At 64.2% G+C, this 17414-nt stretch carries 9 protein-coding genes; 8 read left to right on the forward strand and 1 reads right to left on the reverse strand.

Translation table 11 applies throughout. The annotated features are described in order from the left end of the window. Positions 1-20: 20 nt before the first annotated feature. Positions 21-4814 (reverse strand): RecQ family ATP-dependent DNA helicase, encoded by a 4794-nt coding sequence (locus D1646_RS02290; RefSeq protein WP_160634883.1) that lies wholly within the window; start codon positions 4812-4814, stop codon positions 21-23. 239 nt (positions 4815-5053) lie between these two features. On the opposite strand from D1646_RS02290, the gene D1646_RS02295 reads away from it, so the two are divergent. From D1646_RS02295 to D1646_RS02330, 8 genes are read left to right on the forward strand one after another with little or no spacing between them, the layout of a single operon-like run. Continuing rightward, complete coding sequence (locus D1646_RS02295) at positions 5054-7849, forward strand: AAA family ATPase (RefSeq protein ID WP_160634884.1); 2796 nt, start codon at positions 5054-5056, stop codon at positions 7847-7849. Beyond that, a complete protein-coding gene (locus D1646_RS02300) occupies positions 7846-9210 on the forward strand; it encodes a hypothetical protein (RefSeq protein ID WP_160634885.1) in 1365 nt (454 codons plus the stop codon). The genes D1646_RS02295 and D1646_RS02300 overlap by 4 nt, the downstream gene beginning before the upstream one ends. Then, a complete protein-coding gene (locus D1646_RS02305; RefSeq protein WP_160634886.1) occupies positions 9207-10604 on the forward strand; it encodes a hypothetical protein in 1398 nt (465 codons plus the stop codon). Before D1646_RS02300 ends, D1646_RS02305 begins: the two co-directional genes overlap by 4 nt. Before the next feature lie 13 nt (positions 10605-10617). Then, positions 10618-12369, forward strand: coding sequence for a hypothetical protein (locus tag D1646_RS02310; protein WP_160634887.1), 1752 nt, complete (start codon positions 10618-10620; stop codon positions 12367-12369). Between the two features lie 11 nt (positions 12370-12380). Then, a complete protein-coding gene (locus tag D1646_RS02315) occupies positions 12381-13418 on the forward strand; it encodes a hypothetical protein (RefSeq protein ID WP_160634888.1) in 1038 nt (345 codons plus the stop codon). A 34-nt stretch (positions 13419-13452) separates the two neighbouring features. After that, a complete protein-coding gene (locus tag D1646_RS02320) occupies positions 13453-13971 on the forward strand; it encodes a hypothetical protein (RefSeq protein WP_160634889.1) in 519 nt (172 codons plus the stop codon). After that, positions 13968-16595, forward strand: a complete 2628-nt coding sequence (locus D1646_RS02325; RefSeq protein ID WP_160634890.1) for an SEL1-like repeat protein — start codon at positions 13968-13970, stop codon at positions 16593-16595. The genes D1646_RS02320 and D1646_RS02325 overlap by 4 nt, the downstream gene beginning before the upstream one ends. Positions 16596-16606: 11 nt before the next feature. Beyond that, a complete protein-coding gene (locus D1646_RS02330) occupies positions 16607-17215 on the forward strand; it encodes a 4Fe-4S single cluster domain-containing protein (RefSeq protein ID WP_160634891.1) in 609 nt (202 codons plus the stop codon). Positions 17216-17414 lie beyond the last annotated feature (199 nt).

Consider the following 17414-nt stretch of genomic DNA (forward strand, 5'->3'; position numbering starts at 1 on the left):
TCATAGGGGGATTCTTGCTGTCACTGCCCGGCGGACAGATGCAGGTCCGCCAGCAGAACGGCGGTCTCGCGCTCCTCCTCCCGCCCCTTCCAGGCCACCACAAACCGCACGCTGGCGGAGACCGGGCGGTAGCCCCTGCGCCGCAGCTCCTCCAGCCGTCCGGCGCAGGCCCTGGAAAACTTTGCCGCCCGGAAGCTCCTCCCCTCCAGACTGGCGGTGAGATAGCCCGGCTCGATCCCCAGGGGGCCGCCGCTGCGCAGGCGCAGAATTTTCTCCTTTTTGTCCTTGAAAAAATCCAATACCACATCTCTGTGGGTCAGCTGCAAGGTGATCTCCTCCGGCGCGGAGCAGGTGCGGGAGTCCTGGACCCGCTCCACGTCCGGGACCTGGAGGGCGTCGAAGATCTCCGTGTTGCAGTGGATGAAGAGGTTGTCTCTGGCCCGGGTCATGGCCACATAGAGCTTGCGCCGGTCCTCGTCGCGCTCCACCGGAAACCGGTCCAGCAGCAGATAGACGCTGTCGAACTCCCGGCCCTTGGACTTGTGGATGGTGGAGACAAACATCGTCCCCCTGTCGTCGGAGTAAAAATCCTCATACCGGGACCCCCGAATAAACTCCTCCAGGTCGCTGCGGTACTTGCCATAGCTGTTGACCCGCTCAAAATCGGCGATGAGGTTCAGGCAGTTCTCCAGACAGGCGCTGCTGCTGTAGACCGTCTGAAGGCGGGCCTTCGCCTCCTCCCAGGCCTCGTCGCTGATGACCGGGGTGGGGCCCTGGGGCCGGTCCAGAATTTTCAGGAAAAAGCGCACCTCCGCCAGGTCGTACAGTCGGAAGCCGTCCATGGACTGGATCAGCCTGGCCCGAATCTGGTGTTTGGTCAGCAGGCCCAGGACCCGCAGGGCCTCCTCGTTGGTGTTGGTCAGGACACAGGCCGTCTCTCCCCGGTGGGTCTGGAGGATCTCCTCCACAACGGGCTGCTCCAAATACCCGCCGGTGTGGCGCACAATGCGGACGGCGCCCGTCTCCTGCCGCACTGCGCGGATGTCCTCCCCCTTCATCCGCTCCCGGATGGAGTGGACAAAGGCGTTGGCCAGGGCCACAATATTCCGGCGGCTGCGGTAATTTTCGGTCATCTCATACTGGACCGCCCCGAAGTCCTGGATCAGGGCCCCCATGTATTTGGAGTCGGAGCCCCGGAACTGGTAGATGTTCTGGTCGTCGTCCCCCACGGCAATGACCCGCATCTCCTCGTTGCGCCTCATCAGGGCCCGAATCAGGCGGAACTCGTTCTCGTCCATGTCCTGGGCCTCGTCAATGACCAGCACCGTCTTGGCAATACGGTTGGGCTCCACGCCGCCGCTCTCAATCAGGGCGGCGGCGTTTTTCACCACGTCCTCCACCTTGTCCAGACTGCCGATTTTACCCAGCAGGTCAAAGCAGTAGGAGTGGAAGGTCTTGATCTCCACAAAATTGGCCGCGTTGCCAATCAGCTCCATCAGCCGCTTTTTAAACTCGGTGGCCGCCGCCCGGGAGAAGGTCACCATCAGCAGCTGCTCGTGCTTCACGTCCTCCAGGGTCAGCAGCGAGGCCAGCTTGTGGACCAGGACCCGGGTCTTGCCGCTGCCCGGGCCCGCCGCCGCTACAATGTACTTGGATCCGGCGTCCTGGATGATGCTGGCTTGGGTCTCCGACAGGTCTCCAAACAGCTGCCGGTACCGCTCCGGCGTCATGTTCCGGCTGATCTCCGCAGCCCGCTCCCCTTTGAAGTACTTAGCGATGAATTTTTTAAAGTCCATCTGAAAGTAGTCCTGGACAAATTGCAGGGCGGCGCTGTAATCCCGCACCATCAGGTTGGCGTACTCGCCCACAATGTGGATCTGCTGAATTTTCTGCTTGTAATACTCGTTGAGGGCCCTGTAGTCCTCCTGCTTGTAGCGGATCTTATTGTCCAGAATCAGCCGCTTGACCTCCATGCCGTTGTAGAGCACCAGAAAGCCCCCCTCCAGCCGCATAGCGCCGGTTTTGGACAGGTACAGCAGGGCGTCCTCCATGTCGGCCAGGGCCGTCTCCCCGGTCAGGAGCTTGCTGTACTCCTGGTGGAGGCCGTACAGGGAGAACTGCACCAAAGCCTGGTCGCTCTGGGCCCCGCCCCCCGGTGGGAGCTGGGCGTACAGATACTCCAGGATGAACCGGCACAGCTCCATCCGCCGGCGGTATTTTTCCAGCAGCTGGTCCTGCTCCATCAGGGGCGTGATCCGCACATACTGGCTGGCTCCGTTTTCCTGCTTGGCGATGCAGCCCTTGATGGTCCAGTAGTAGAGGACGGTGCGGATGCTGCGGACCGACGTGTGGGGGACCCCCGCGTCCATGGCCGCCTCGTTCAGCTCCTTCAGGGCAAAGGCGCACTCCTGGCCGCCAATCTGGTCCAGGAGGAACTGCTCCAGCTTCCCGAAGCGGTTCAGGGTCTGCATAGAGCGGTTTTGCGTGTCCTGCTTATAGATATAGGCGGACATATCCATGGAGTCGGCCAGAAGGCCCTCCTGGCGCATCAGATTGACGCAGTCGATGACATCCCGCTTCTCCAGACCCAGGATATCCGCCAGGTAGTCGACCCGGGACTCCGCGTCGTCATTCCCGGCGTTGGCCACGCTGCGGCTGGAAATCAGGGACTGGATGATCCGCTTGGCCTTCCCCTTTCTCTCGCCGGAGAAGAGGCTGGACTGGTCAATGCGGCGGGCCGCCTCCTCCATGTTCCGCGCCCGGATGCTGTTGGCGTAGACCCGGGGCATATTCCGTCCCCGCTTCACGTAGCCCGCGTTCTCCAGCGCGGCGATGGCCGTTTTGACCCGGGTCTCCATGTCGCTGCCCGAGTCGTCCCACCCCGCCTGCCGGGCGATCTCCAGGGGGGAGCAGCAGATGACGGCCCGATGCCGGGTCAGGTCCTTCATGGCCTTCCACACCTGCTGGATCTCGCTGATGCTCAGCTTGGTCTGGTTGAGCAGAATGAAGTGCTTGTCCAGGTCGCCGTCGTGGAAGAGGACATAGCACTCCGCCGTGATGGAGGGGTCCCGGCCGGCGCGGCCCGCCTCCTGGATGTAGTTCTCCAGGGAGTCGGAGATGTCGTAGTGGACCACCAGCCCCACATCCTTCTTGTCGACCCCCATCCCGAAGGCGGAGGTGGCCACGATGATCCGCACCTCCCCCCGGATGAAGGCGTCCTGATTGGCCACCTTGTCCGCCGGGTCCATCTTCCCGTTGTAGGGCCGGGCGGGGAAGCCGTCGCTGGTCAGCTTCTCCGCCAGCTGCCGGGTCCGCCGGGTCCGGGAGACATAGACGATGGCGGGGCAGTCCCGCTGCTCGATGAGGGAGCGGAGCACGTTGTACTTGTCCCCCTCCGTCTCCTGGTGGAGCACCACATAGCGCAGATTTTCCCGGGAGGCGGAGGAGGTGAACAGCTCCAGCTCAACCCCCAGCTTGTCCTGGAAGTAATCCCGAATATCGCTGATGACCTTCTGCTTGGCGGTGGCGGTGAAGCAGGAGACGGGGATGGGAGCTGTCAGCCCCTTCTTGGCCTGCAATTCCCGGATGAAATCGCCGATGTACAGGTAATCAACCCGGAAATCCTGCCCCCAGGCGGAGAAGCAATGGGCCTCGTCAATGACAAAGCGCACCACGTTCCGGGCCAGGAGGAGGGTCTCGATGGTACGGGAGCGCAGCTGCTCCGGGGAGATGTAAAAGACGGTGGCCAGCCCGTTGGCGACCCGCTCCAGGGCCTCGGCCCGCTCCACCGGGCTGAGCAGTCCGTTGACGGTGACGGCGTCCACCAGGCCGTGTTCGTTCAGGTTGTCCACCTGGTCCTTCATCAGGGACTGGAGGGGGGAGATGACCACCGTCAGCCCGTGCTCCGCCTGCCCCGCCATCAGGGCGGGCAGCTGGAAGGTGACCGACTTCCCGCCGCCGGTGGGGAAGACCGCCAGCAGGGATTTCCCCTCCACCGCCGCCTGGGCCGCCCGCTCCTGGAGGGGCTCGCCGTCGTAGGAGCGGAACTGGTCGAAGCCGAAGAACTCCTTCAGCTTTCGGTGGAGCCCAAAGGCCTCCCGGCAGTAGGGACAGCCCTCCCGGCAGGGGCGGCCCCGCAGCCGCCGTATAACGTACTCGATCTTCGGGCGGGTCTTCACCAGCCACGGCGGGGTCACCGAGTGGCAGTCGCCGCACCCGATGAGGGCCAGGGCGTAAGCCAGCTCCATGGGCCAGCGGTCTATCAGCCCCCGCAGGTCCGCGTGCTGGCAGAGCTGGCCGGCAAACTCCCGCCGCACCGCCTCCTCCAGGTCGGGGCACTGGGGGCGGAAGCCCAGACAGGCAAAAAAGCCCTGAAACTCCTCAAAGGGGTTCAGCAGCCCGTAATAGAGCTCCTGCCGGGGGGCGGACAGCCGGGAGAAGGCGTTGACCTCGTCATAGAACAGCCTGCGGGCCTTCTCCGCATCGTTGAGGGGGTTGTTCAGCTCGTCCGACTGGAGCTTGTCGTCCTTCAGCAGGGCGTGGTAGGGGCGTTCCGGGAACAGCAGCGGCGACAGGTAGAGGGTATCCACCGCCTGGGCGGCCAGAGGCGTCCCCAGCAGCGGGCCCAGATAGCGCAGGTCGTGATGTACAATGTTGTGTCCGCACAGAAAGGCGGCCCCGGCGATAAAGGCGGAAAACTCCCCCACGGAGGGGCCGTGAAACTGGCTCCCGTCCTCCTTCACCGCCCCCAAATCCAAAATCTTTTTGTCGGCTGTCCCGATCTCGCTGTCAATGAATACAATGGACTCCTCCATAGTGACCCCCCCCGGACCGCAGTTCCGCCCGTTTGACCTTTTTCCCCATCATACCACAGTTTTCTTGTTTTGGGAAGAAAGATGGCCCCAGCCTGCGCATTCTCTCCGCCCCGGGGAAATTCGGCAAACCGGTGCGGGATTTGTTCAAAACAGTTGAAAAGTGACCAGATAATTGATATGATACCCGTAATGATACCCGCAGGGAGGCAGGCACAAATCGACAGAAGGAGAAGTGAAGTATGGATCGCACCTTTTCCAAGCCAAGCAAGGACCCCATGTCTCAGGACGGACGTACCGCACCGGCGGACGCCATCGTGTACCCCTTGGAGTCCCAGACCGTCCCGCCCGGGCTTTTTGACTCCGTCTGCGGCCTGGTCCACTACTTTGTGCGGCCCGAGGACGAGTTCGCGCTGAACTCCCTGGAACTGGTGGACGCCGACGCCTACCTCTACCGGCTCCTGCGGCGGGAGGGCTATGAGCGTGTCGCCTTTGTGGAGGTGGAGAGCACCAACTGCCAGATTTACGCCTATGACCCGCCGTCCGGGGCCATTTTCCAGGCTGCCAGCGAAAAAAAGGGGCTGGATGACCTGACCCTCCGGCGGACCGCCCCCAAGGCGGCCTGCCCGACCCCGGCTGTTATAGGGAGGCGGATGGTCCAGAGCTTTTCCCAGGCGGAGCAGTTTCAGAAGAAGTTCGTCGCGGAGATCAACCACGCCCTGGAGGACGCACGCACCAAAACCGCCATTGTCATGCCCCTGTCCATCTTTGAGAAGGCGGGCTTCTTCTCGGACGCCATTATCAGCACTGTGAACCGGCTGGAGCGGATCAGCAACAGAAAAAACATTCTGGTGCTCACCATGCCCCGGCGGGACGACCTGCGCTGGTGCTTCGAGGGGAACCGAGCCCAGCTCCACGCCTGGGTCAACGCCATTATGACCAATCCAGACCGCCTGAACATGGTCAAAGAGGCGCTGCACATCCTCAAATCCCTGGGGATCATCGTCCTGGCCGACGAGTACCAGGCGGACGAGATCGCCAATCTCCTGCTGCGCAAAAAGCACCTGGAGCAAAGCCCCCTTCTGGCCGCCGTTCCGGATACCGCCCTCTACCACCTGGCCGGCCAGCTGAGGGACCACTGCACCCAGGTCCAGGACCAGGGCTTTCAGCACATCCCCTACCTGGACCGGAGAGGGAACTGCATCCGGCAGCTGAACGCGCTGCTGGACCGGCCCCAGGTACAGGAGGAGCTGGCGGAGCGGGCCCGGAGACTCCCGGTGGGGACGACCCGCCTGGCCTATTCCCAGGATCTGGAGCCGCTGATGCTGGAGCGGGTCTGTCGTCTGGGCCTGCGGCGGTACGAGAGCAGCGGCACGCTGGACGAGATCATGGCGGAGCTTGACCGGCAGGTGGGTCCGGAGATGGAGCGGGTCAAACAGGAGATCCTTAACACCGTCCAGGCCATCTGTAGGAAGCGGGAGGACCCCGGCTACCTGAACATGGTCTTCTCCGGCCCTCCCGGCACGGGCAAGACCACCATCGCCCGGCTTACCGCCCGTCTCCTCCACACCAAGCACATTCTGTCCTCCGACAAGACCGTGGAGGTATCCGCCCGAACGCTGGTCAGCTCTCACATTGGAGAGACGGGGGAGAATATCCGGGCCGCCTTCGAGGAGGCGGAGGGGGGCGTTCTGTTTATCGACGAGTTCCATGGCTTTGACAACGCCCACCAGCACGGCAACCTGGCCCAGGAGGCAGTGGGGGCGCTGGTGGCCGGCATCAACGCCCACCGGACCTCCACCTGCGTCATCCTGGCGGGATATGAGGAGGGGGTCCGGCAGGTCCTCCGGGCCGACCCGGGGGCCTCCCGCCGGTTCCGGCAATACATCCACTTCCAGCCCTACTCCACCAATACGCTGCTGCTGATTTTGGAGTCCAATCTGAACCGGCAGGGGAGCGGCCTGGAGCCCGAGGCGGGCCGCCTGCTGCGCAGGGTCATAGAGTCGGACAAGGCGGTGCTGCGGGAGCAGCTGGGCAACGGGGGCTACGTGGAAAATCTGCTGAGCCGCCTGGAGGAGAGCCGTCTGGAACAGGACCCCTGCGTCTATACCCGGGAGGACGTTCTGCGCGCCTTCCCGGAGAAGAGCTGGGCCCTGAGCGGCGGCGAGGAGGCGGAGGAAATCCTGAACGAGTTCGACCGGCTGGCCGGGGCGCAGATGCAGCAGATCAAGGCGACAGTGAAGGAGACGGCGGACAGCTTCCTGGGCGAGATGGAGCGGGTCCAGCGGCTGAGGGAGCTGGGGAAGCAGGTATCCAGCGACGACCTGCCCTTTATGAACATGAAGTTCCTCGGCCCCCCGGGGACGGGGAAGACCACGGTCGCCAAGCTGGTGGCCCGGTATTTCACCGCCAGAGGCATCCTCCACCACAGCCAGATGACCCAGCTTCAGGCCGTCAGCCTGGTGAGGGGAACGGTGGGCGGCACCGGAAAGGCCCTCCGGGAGGCGGCCCAAAATGCCAACGGCGGCGTCCTCATCATTGACGAGTTCCAGGCCCTGGCCAACTCCTTTACCGGCGGAAACACGGGGCTGGAGGCCATGCGCGCACTGGTGGCTACGGCCAACGAGTATCAGGGGTCCCTGTGCCTGATTGCGGCTGGCTATGAGGAGGAGGTGGAGGGTATCTTCCAGATGGACTCGGGGGCCAACCGCAGATTTCCCACTGTGGTCCACTTTGAACACTACGACCTCCCCACCCTGATGGCTATCTTTGACTCCCTCATCGGGGAGGAGACCCAGGGGATCGCGCTGCACCTGGAGCCCGATGCCAGAGCTCTGCTGGAGCGGGCCGTTCAGCGGGCCATGGACCGGGCGGGCCGGAGCTTTGGGAACGCGGGCGACATGAAGGATACCTTCCTGGCGGAGCTGCAAAAGAAGCGGCGGGTCCGGGACCCGGAGGATACCTCCTTCCGCAGGGCGGATGTTCTGGCGGCATTTCCGGGGCTGTTATCGGAAGAGAAGGAGAGAGTTTCAGAATGAGCAGTTATTGGACCATCATCTCCTGCGCCGAGTGGGACCGGCTGAAGGAGAGCATTGCGACGGCGGACGCCTATGAGATCGAGAGCAGGGAGGAGATCGCCCGCCTGCGGACCTTGGAGCAGGCGCGGCAGTGGGAGCTGGATCGACTCTGTCAGGAGACCCGGCAGCGCACCGAGGATTCCATCCACGCCCTGACGGAGTCCTACCGCGCAGCGGCGGAGGGACTGGACCTCCAGGCCCGCGCCCGGCTGGCGGAGCAGGACCGCAGCTTTGCCGGACAGCTGGAGCAGCTGCGCGCCCAGGCGGCTCAGACGGGGACCAGGGCTTCCGCCCTCACCGAAGGGGCGGAGGCGGCGGCGCGGGAGTACAGCGCCGTACTGGAGCAGGCCCTGGCGGAGCACGCCAGAGGAGAGGAGCGGGCGAAGCGGACTCTGGAGGAGGTGGACCGGCTGCTGGAGCAGGTCCGCGCCCTCCACCCCTCCGCGTTCCTGCCGGCGGCGTACCCCTCTCTGGAGGCCATGCGGGCCTCCATCTCGGCCAATCTGGCGGCGGGGGATTTCCAGGCGGCCATGGTGGTGTCCCAGAACAGTATTTTAGAGGCCAGCCGGGCCCTGATCCAGCTGGTCCTCCTCCAGGAGCGGCACAGCCGCCGGAGCGAGCAGCTCCAGGAGCGGGGGGCGGCCCTCCAGACCAGGGCGGAGCGCCTCTCCGCCGGCGGCGGGACCCTCACGGTGGAGATGGACGGGGAGCCGGCCCAGCTCCCCTACTCCATCCAGTTCTGGTCCTATGGTGCCTTTGACGAGATCAACGGCCAGATCAGCGCCCTGAATCAGGAGCTGCGCCGGGAGGCGGACACGCCCACGGGTCTGGACCGGCTGGGGCGGCTGGAGGAGCAGCTGGCCCGGCTGGAGGAACGGCTGGAGGCCTGCGACCAGGAGGCCCGCCAGAGTCTGGCCGGGGCGGCGGCTGTGGAGAACACGGTGCAGCGGATCTACAGCCGGCTGGATGAGCAGGGCTGGACGCTGGAGTCCTCTGGGCGGCAGGACGGGGACACCAGAAAGCCCTACTCCATGACCTACACCGACGGCGGGGGAAACACGGTATCCATTGTGGTGGCCAGCGGAGAGCGGCCGGAGCGCCCCTCCTTCCTCTATGAGGCCTTCTCCCCCAGCGAGGGCATGGCGGCTATGGTCAAGGAGGACGTGGGCGCGGCGCTGAGAGAGGAGGGGCTGATCCCGAAACACACGGTGGAGCGGGATGACTGCGCCCTGAACGCCTCCCCCGACGTCTTCATTCGCCGCGCAGAGCAGGAGGCGGAGCAGCTCCGCCGCCGGGGCCGCCAGAGAGGGTGGGATCAATGAGCGACGGGTATCTTCTGGTGGATGACGACTCTCTGAATGACCTGCGCTACCGCAGTCAGCTGGCGGAGCAGCGGCGATCTCGGGCGGAGCAGGACCTGCGGGAGGCCCACAGGCGGCTGGCGGAAACCGAGGCTGCCGCCAGCCGCCGCATCGACGGCGACCGGCAGCGGCTTCAGGCGGCCCTCCGGGCGGAGGAGGACAGGCTCTCCGGGGAGTTCAGCCGCCTCCAGTCCTCCCTGGACCAGGCCATTCAGCAGCAGAACAGGGAGCTGCACCGGCAGCTGGACGGGCTGCGCGGCGACTTGGCCCGGACGAACGCCAGGGTGGACAGCGCCGAGCAGCAGATCAAGGACCTCACAGACCGCTTTGACAGGGAGTTTCGCGCCATTGCAGACCGGTCCGCCGCCCAGCGGGAGCGGGCCCAGTGCTATCGGGACCAGCTGGACGGGCTGCTGCGGGGGATCGACGGCCTCCACCCGGAGCAGCTTGCGCCGGGGCAGGCGGAGCCCCTGCGTGACAGCAGGCGGTTCCTGGACGCAGATCTTGCCAACGGGGACTATCAGGCGGCCATTGGCGTGGCCCAGAGCAATCTGCCGGCGGCCCTCCGCCTGCTGGGGGAGCTGGAACAGCGAAACGGCGAGTATGACCGGCTGTCCGTCCAGGTCCGGGCCTCCATCCTCCAGGTCCGGCAGCGGATGCAGGAGCTGGAGGACCCAAAAGGCAACGCCGCAGTGGTCCAGTCCTCCGACCTGGAATTTTCCTATAACGGGGACATTGAGTTCTGGTCCGGCGGCCTGCTGGGCCAGCTGTGCGCCTCGTTTGACCGGGAACAGGGGCAGGTGGAGGAGTATTTGGCCGATATGGACCTGGAGAACCTGCGCATTGCGGTGGAGCGGATTCCCCAATACCTCCCCCGGCTGGACCTGTGCCGCCAGTTCGCCCGGGAGGAGTTTCACCTGTCCTGCGGCGTGCAGGAGCTGGCGCTGAACCTGCACGACGCGCTGACCGAGGACGGGAGCTGGGCGCTGACCCGGTCCGGCTTTCCGGAGGGCGACCCCCGCCGGTCCTACTGGGCGGTCTTCCAGGACCCCCTGGGACACACGGCGGCGGTGGTGGTCCAGCCAAACCGCGGCGGAGAGCCCCCGGCGGTCTTTTCCCTGGACGCCTGCGACGGGGACCAGGTTCGGAACGAGGGGCTGTGCGCCATCCTGCGGGACGGGGCGCTGGCCCGGCTGACCGACTGGGGCATCCCCCCGTCGGCCCTGGGCCAGGATAGGGGCTCCCGGCAGGGACAGGAGCCGGCCCAATTTATCTCCAGAGTGTGCGCAGACGGGGCCAAAAAGAGGCGGGCGCGTATCCAGGCGGTCCGCAGACTGATCGACTTGCAGACGTGAGGAGGAGAACAACATGAACAGCATCGGCTTGGATTTCGGCACCACCTACTCGGTCATTGCGGCCCTCGGCCAGGACCTGACCCTGAACGCGGCCATGCTCAACGACGAGGACTGCTCCCCCTTCTACGACTCCCTGGTGGTGCGCAGGGCCGACGGGACCCTCTCCTTTGGCCGCCTGGCCCGCACGGAGATCTGGCAGCCGGGCTCCACCGTCTACAAGGGCTTTAAGCTCATGCTGGCCGAGGAGGACCCCCGCCTTCTCAAGGAACGGGGCTATGACAGCTCCACCACGCCGGAGGACGTGGTGCGGGGCTATCTGGCGGATCTGCTCAAGCGCTATCAGAAGCGGTACGGGGAAATTGACCGGCTGGTCATCGGCGTCCCGGAGATATGGGTCGAGAACAGCGTGAAACAGCGGTGCTACGAGCGCCTCTATGACCTGGCGGCCGGGATGGGGCTGGCCCGGGAGGTCGTTCTGCTCAGCGAGCCCACCTGTGCCTGCGCCTATTATGTGGAGAAGTTTAAGGAGAAAAACGGCGGAGCCATCTTCCAGGGCAATGTGCTGATTGTGGACTACGGCGGCGGGACCCTGGACATCGCCCTGTGTCAGGTGGAAAACGAGAGGGGGACCCCCAAGGTGACCGTACTGCACCGGTCGGGCGCCGGCGCTAACGAGGAGGGGGTCCTGGGCAAGGCGGGCTTCGCATTTATGGAGGAGATCGTGCGCCTGGCCCTGGCCGCAGGCGGGCTGTCTCCGGAGGAAATCAACTGCGAGGAGAACAAGGGGGCGCTGTACGAGTGCGTCTATACCCTGGAGGAGGTCTTTAAATCCCTGAACCTGACCGACAGCGGCAGGGACAAGCGCAAGCGGCTTCAGGAGATCCAGTTCAGCCTTGCCAGGGTCTACCAGGACCAAACGGAGTTTGCCCTTCTCAGCTTCCGCCGCCAGAAGGAGCTGGACGGCAGTCTGTACCAAATTTTAGAGCAGGTCACGGTAACCTACGGCATGGTGGCGCGGGCCTTTCAGGAAAAGATCGCGCCGGTGCTGAACAGCCGGCTGGACGACATGATCCGGTACATGAGGGAGCACCAAATTGCATACGGCCTGGGCGAGGACCACTTCAAGATCCAGCTGATTGGGGGCTTCTGCAACTTCTGCTGGGTCCAGTACGGGGTCAGAAAAAAGCTGGGCCTATCCGCTCTGGAGGACCGGCGCTACATTGGCGAGCTGTCCAACGCCGACGAACGGACCATGGCGGTGGCCTGCGGCGCGGCCCTGCTGGCCAATGAACAGACCCGATACGGCTTTGTGTCCCAGTACTCCATAGGACTGCCGGCCAAGTACCAGACGGCAGCCCGCACCCTCTGGGCCATCCGCCGGGATATGGAGCTGACCACCGGCCGCATCTACCTGTTCAAGTCTTCTGAACGTCACGCGGCCATCATCGGCGCAGACGGAATTGAGGAGCTGATTTACCAGGGGGATTGCGGTCCCGAGAGCGTCGCTCTGGACCCGCAGTACGCCGGCATGCTCCGCATGAACACCGAAAACATGAGCGGGTATATTATGGGCATATCCCAGGACCGCTCTAAAATCATCACCTTCCACTGGTGGGAGGTGACCCAGCTTGGGAAGATCGCCCGCCAGCTGGACCGGCTGGAGGAGCGCCTTGCCCAGGGAGAACAGGTGGAGGGGCTGGGCTCGGAGCACAGGGAGCGCCTGAACAAGGCCCTGCGGCTGGGGAACGCGGCCCTGGCCAGATAGGGGGCAGAAAAATGGCATTTGAAAACATACGGGAGAACCTCGCTCTGCTGGAGACCCTGGACAGGCCGGTGCGCGCCGAGGAGCTGTACCAGCTGCTGTGCCTGGTCATGGATGAGATTTACGACGCCAGCGGCGTGCTGGACGCCTCTGAACTGGCCTGCGGGGACCCGGCGAAATTGGCGCAGACGGTGCGCTATGTGCTGGGCGACGGGGCAAAGGCGGCTCAGGCCGGCATGGAGGGCATCCGGGAGCTGTCCGCCCAGAGTCAGCGGGAGTGCTATGACGCTGTGCGGGAGGCAAGGCAGGCGGGGGAGGCGCTGAACGAGGTACACCGTGCGCTGGAGGAGGCGGAGGCGCTTCGAGCCCGCCGGGAGGAGGCTTACCGCCGGCTGGCCCAGGAGAAGAGGGAGCTCCTGGAGGCCCAGACGGACTGCCGGAGGCTGGAGGGGGAGATCGCTCTGCTCAACGACGGGGTCCTGGAGGAGAAGCGGGCGGAGCAGTCACGGCTCCAGGCGGAGCTTGGGGCGCGGCGGGAGGCGGACTGCGCCCTTCAGCGGGAGCTGGACCGCCTCAACGGGACCCTGGAGCACCTCCGCAAAGAGCTGAGCGCGGCCCAGGCGGAGCGGGAGGCGGCGGTATCCCGGCGCAGTCAGCTGGAACGCCGGCTGGCCAGCACCCGGGAGGACATTGAGAGCGCGGAACAGCGGGCGGCGGAGATCAGCGCCCTTCTGGAGGGGCTGGGGGAGCGGGAGATCGCCCTCCTGGACCTGGCGGCCAGCTACACGGCGCTGTTCAACGCCCTGAACGCCGCCATGAACGAGCCCTTTCTCCGGGAGAACATCTTTCAGCTGTCGGGGAGCGGCAAACTGCTGGATTGGACGGACAGCCCCGACCTGCGGGAGCTGGGGCGGCCCGTAAGCTCTGCGGAGGACCTGAAGGGGTGGATGGACTCCGTACAGGCCCGAATTGAGGCTCTCATCAGCGGGTATCAGACGGTACTGCGGCGGACGGCGGAGCTAAGCGGAACGCTGACGGCCCGCAGGGAGTGAAATACGGCTGTTTTGTGGAAGGAGAAGAGAGACCATGGAAGAAAAAATTCCCTGTGCCTGCTGCGGGCATCCGGTCAGCGGGGAGAGCTGGCCCATGTGCGGCTACTGCGGATACGTCCATGTCGCCGTGGTGGGCAGCGCAACCCGGTATGACCGCCTGGCCCAGGAGCACCGGACGGAGGTAATCTCCAGGCTGACCGGCATCTCGGTACTGGCCTACCAGTATGGCTGGAGCGAGGGAGAACAGCGCTACAAGCTCCTGGACAAGCGGGAGCTGGCGCTGGCCGACGGCCCCGCCTGTGACGGCGATGTCTTCTGGACCGGCCAGCGCTTCGGGCAAACTTCGCCCTTTTCCCTGGAGCTCAGCTACACCTATGACGGCAGCAGGCAGCGCGTCACGCGGAGCCTCCAGCCCCCGGCCTGCGCCGGCTATTGGGACCTGGGGCTGGAGATCAACTCCCACCTGGAGCTGGTGGTTCACCTGGGGGACAAACAGTCCTCCTCCAAAAGCCAGCCCATACCGTTTATTCAGAAGGGGGGGGAAGCCGATTGAACTGCGCAAAATGCGGCGGCGTGCTGCCCGCTGACGGCAAGTGCTCCTGCGGTTATCAGCTGAAAAAGGAGCGGACCTGGTTTCTCGCTCCCCTGACGGCGGAACAGCTGGCTCAGGCAAACCGGATGCTTCAGCCTCCGGCGCCAAATCCCGCTCCGCCCCCCGCGCCTCCCCGCAATGAGGACAGCGCCCCTCGGCGGCAGGACGCCAAAAAGGCCCCCCGGCTCAGCACCAGGGCCCTTGTCCTGGCCGCCCTGGCTGTGGTCCTCACTGGGGCGCTGCTGATATGGGGCGGAGCCTTCACCCAAATCATGGCCCGAACAGGGTCCCCGGGCGCACAAGTCCGGCTGGGGGACCGCTGCCGCGCCAGGGGCGACTACCAGCAGGCGGTGGAGTGGTACCGCATGGCCGCCGTTCAGGAGGACGGGGACGGACAGAACAAGCTGGGCGAGATGTACGAAAACGGGTATGGCCTGGAGCAGGACCACCAGGACGCCCTGAAGTGGTACCGGCTGTCTGCGGAACAGGGGAACGGCTGGGGCCAGAGCAATTTGGGGGCGATGTACTACCGGGGCCGGGGGACTCAGCAGAGCTATGAGGAGGCCCTCAAGTGGTTCCGCCTGTCTGCGGAGCAGGAGAACCCGGCGGGACAGAGCTGGCTTGGCATCATGTACCAGAACGGCTATGGATTGGAGCAGGATTACCAGGAGGCCCTGAAGTGGTTCCAGCTGTCCGCAGACCAGGAGTACTCCAAGGGGCAGAATAGCCTGGGCGTCATGTACCAGCGGGGCCTCGGGGTCGAGCAGAATGATGAGATCGCCGTCAAGTGGTACCGTCTGGCCGCAAAGCAGGGGTATGAGCTGGGGCAACGCAACCTGGCCTGGATGTATGAAAATGGCCGGGGAATCGAACAGGACTACGCCCAGGCGGCAAAATGGTACCGGCTGGCCGCAGAGCAGGGCAACGCCTTTGCGCAGAACCGCCTTGGTGCGCTGTACTGGAACGGGCAGGGTGTCACGCAGAGCGATGAGGACGCTGTACAGTGGTACCGGCTGGCCGCAGAGCAGGGCGATGCTCAGGCCCAGTATATCCTGGGCTGGGCGTATGAAAACAGCCGGGGGCTTGAGCAGAATTTTGAGGAGGCGCTGAACTGGTACCGCCTGTCGGCCGCGCAGGGCAACGTCCAGGCCCAGGGCGCACTGGGGACTATGTACCACAACGGCAGAGGCGTGGTACAGGATAACCCGGAGGCGGTCGAGTGGTACCGGCTGGCCGCCGGGCAGGGCGACGCCTATGGACAGTGCAGTCTCGGTGTTATGTATTGTAATGGCTGGGGTGTGGAGCAAGACCTCAAACAGGCCGAAGCGTGGTTTCTCCTAGCCGCCGAACAGGAACACGCCAGTGCTCAATACAACCTTGGCGTGATGTACGAGAATGGCCGGGGCGTGGAGCAGAGCTATGAGGAGGCAGTCAAGTGGTACCATCTGGCTGCGGAGCAGGGTGATTCTGCCGCCCAGCGCAGCCTGGGACAGATGTACGAGAATGGCCGGGGCGTAGCACAAAGTGACGAGGAGGCGGTGAAGTGGTACCGCCTGGCCGCCGAGCAGGAAAATGCCCGGGCTCAATACAACCTTGGCATGATGTACGAGAATGGCCGGGGTGTGGAGCAGAGTTATGAGGAGGCAGTCAAGTGGTACCGTCTGGCTGCGGAGCAGGGTGATTCTGCCGCCCAATGCAACCTGGGATGGATGTACGCAAATGGCCGGGGCGTGGAGCAAGATGATGAGGAAGCGGTGAAGTGGTACCGCCTGGCCGCCGAGCAGGAAAATGCCCGAGGTCAGCGCAGTTTGGGCTGGATGTATGAAAATGGCCGGGGCGTGGAGCAAAATGATGAGGAAGCGGTGAAGTGGTACCGCCTGGCCGCAGAACAGGGCGACTCTGCCGCCCAATGCAGCCTTGGTGTGATGTACGCAAATGGCCGGGGTGTAACGCAAAATGACGAGGAAGCAATCCAGTGGTATCGTTTGGCCGCAGACCAGAGCTATTCTGACGCCCAGTGCAACCTGGGCTGGATGTATGGGAATGGCCGGGGCGTGGAACAGAGCTATGAGGAGGCGGTGAAGTGGTACTGCCTGGCCGCAGAGCAGGGAAATATACGGGCTCAGCGCACCTTAGGGCGGATGTACGCAGATGGCCAGGCGATAGAGCAGGACTATGAGGAGGCAGTGAAATGGTACCGCCTGGCCGCAGAACAGGGCGACTCTAACGCCCAGTTCAATCTGGGGTGGCTGTATCATACTGGCTGGGGCGCAGAACAAAATTATGCAGAGGCAGTGAAATGGTACCGCCTGGCGGCGGAGCAGGAGAACGCCCAGGCTCAGGGTCTTTTGGGTACCATGTATGAGCAGGGTCAGGGTGTGGAGCAGAACGATAAATCAGCGGTGAAGTGGTACCGTCTGGCGGCGGAACAGGGCGACATCAACGGTCAGTACTATCTTGGCCGCATGTATGAGCGCGGGGCCGGCGTCCGGAAGAGCGCAAAAGAGGCGGTGAAGTGGTACCGTCTGGCCGCAGAGCAGGGCCACCCCAAGGCGCAGGAGGCTCTGGACCATCTGGAGTCATAGGGGGAGGAGCTATGGGAGAACGAATCCGCCTGCACAACATGGTGCTGCACACAAGGGTCCTGGGCCCAGGGACCCGGGCTGCCATCTGGACCCAGGGCTGTGAGCGCCGCTGTCCCGGCTGCATGTCCCCCTCCTCCAGACCGCTGGACGGGGGCTATTGGGTCGATGTGGACCTGATCATGAAGGAGCTGTCGGGCCTTGGGGATCTGGAAGGGGTCACCATCAGCGGAGGGGAGCCCTTTCTGCAAATCAGACCGCTGCACTCGCTGCTGTGTGCGCTGCGGCGGGAGACAAAGCTGGGGATCATCCTCTACACCGGCTACACCATGGAGGAGCTGCGCAGTATGGACCAGCCCCAGGTAGCGGACATTATCACCGGTCTGGCCGATCTCATCATTGACGGGCCCTACCTGGACCAGCTGAACGATGGGACCGCGCTGAAGGGCTCCGGGAATCAGGGCGTGAATTTTATCACAGACCGGTACCTTCCCTTCCAGGCGCTCTATCAGCAAAAGAAGCGGGAGATTGAAATCATTGCCGCAAAGGGGGAAATGTTTCTCATTGGAGTACCGGCAAAGGACACCCTGGAGGAGTGGCAGCGCATATTCCCGCCCTTTTAGCCCCTGCCAGCCCAAGCGCCCCGCTCCGCCGCCAAAATTTCCCAGGAAATTTATCTTGACTTTTGGGCCCCCATAGTGCTATATTGACAGTGCAACGTGTAGCGTCACCGCATAAATCCGGTTGAACGCTGCACGTTGTTTTTCTTTGTCCCAAAAATCAAAATCAGAAAGCGCGCGGCCAGAAGGCATAAGTCCAGCT

The organism is Pseudoflavonifractor sp. 60, assembly GCF_009911645.1.
In the GTDB taxonomy this organism is placed as follows: Bacteria; Bacillota; Clostridia; order Oscillospirales; family Oscillospiraceae; genus Lawsonibacter.

What these genes read in the sequence shown, in the direction of transcription:
- D1646_RS02290 (WP_160634883.1), bottom strand. Translation starts at nt 4,814, where the DNA reads ATGGAGGAGTCCATTGTATTCATTGACAGCGAGATCGGGACAGCCGAC.
- D1646_RS02295 (WP_160634884.1), top strand. Translation starts at nt 5,054, where the DNA reads ATGGATCGCACCTTTTCCAAGCCAAGCAAGGACCCCATGTCTCAGGAC.
- D1646_RS02300 (WP_160634885.1), top strand. Translation starts at nt 7,846, where the DNA reads ATGAGCAGTTATTGGACCATCATCTCCTGCGCCGAGTGGGACCGGCTG.
- D1646_RS02305 (WP_160634886.1), top strand. Translation starts at nt 9,207, where the DNA reads ATGAGCGACGGGTATCTTCTGGTGGATGACGACTCTCTGAATGACCTG.
- D1646_RS02310 (WP_160634887.1), top strand. Translation starts at nt 10,618, where the DNA reads ATGAACAGCATCGGCTTGGATTTCGGCACCACCTACTCGGTCATTGCG.
- D1646_RS02315 (WP_160634888.1), top strand. Translation starts at nt 12,381, where the DNA reads ATGGCATTTGAAAACATACGGGAGAACCTCGCTCTGCTGGAGACCCTG.
- D1646_RS02320 (WP_160634889.1), top strand. Translation starts at nt 13,453, where the DNA reads ATGGAAGAAAAAATTCCCTGTGCCTGCTGCGGGCATCCGGTCAGCGGG.
- D1646_RS02330 (WP_160634891.1), top strand. Translation starts at nt 16,607, where the DNA reads ATGGGAGAACGAATCCGCCTGCACAACATGGTGCTGCACACAAGGGTC.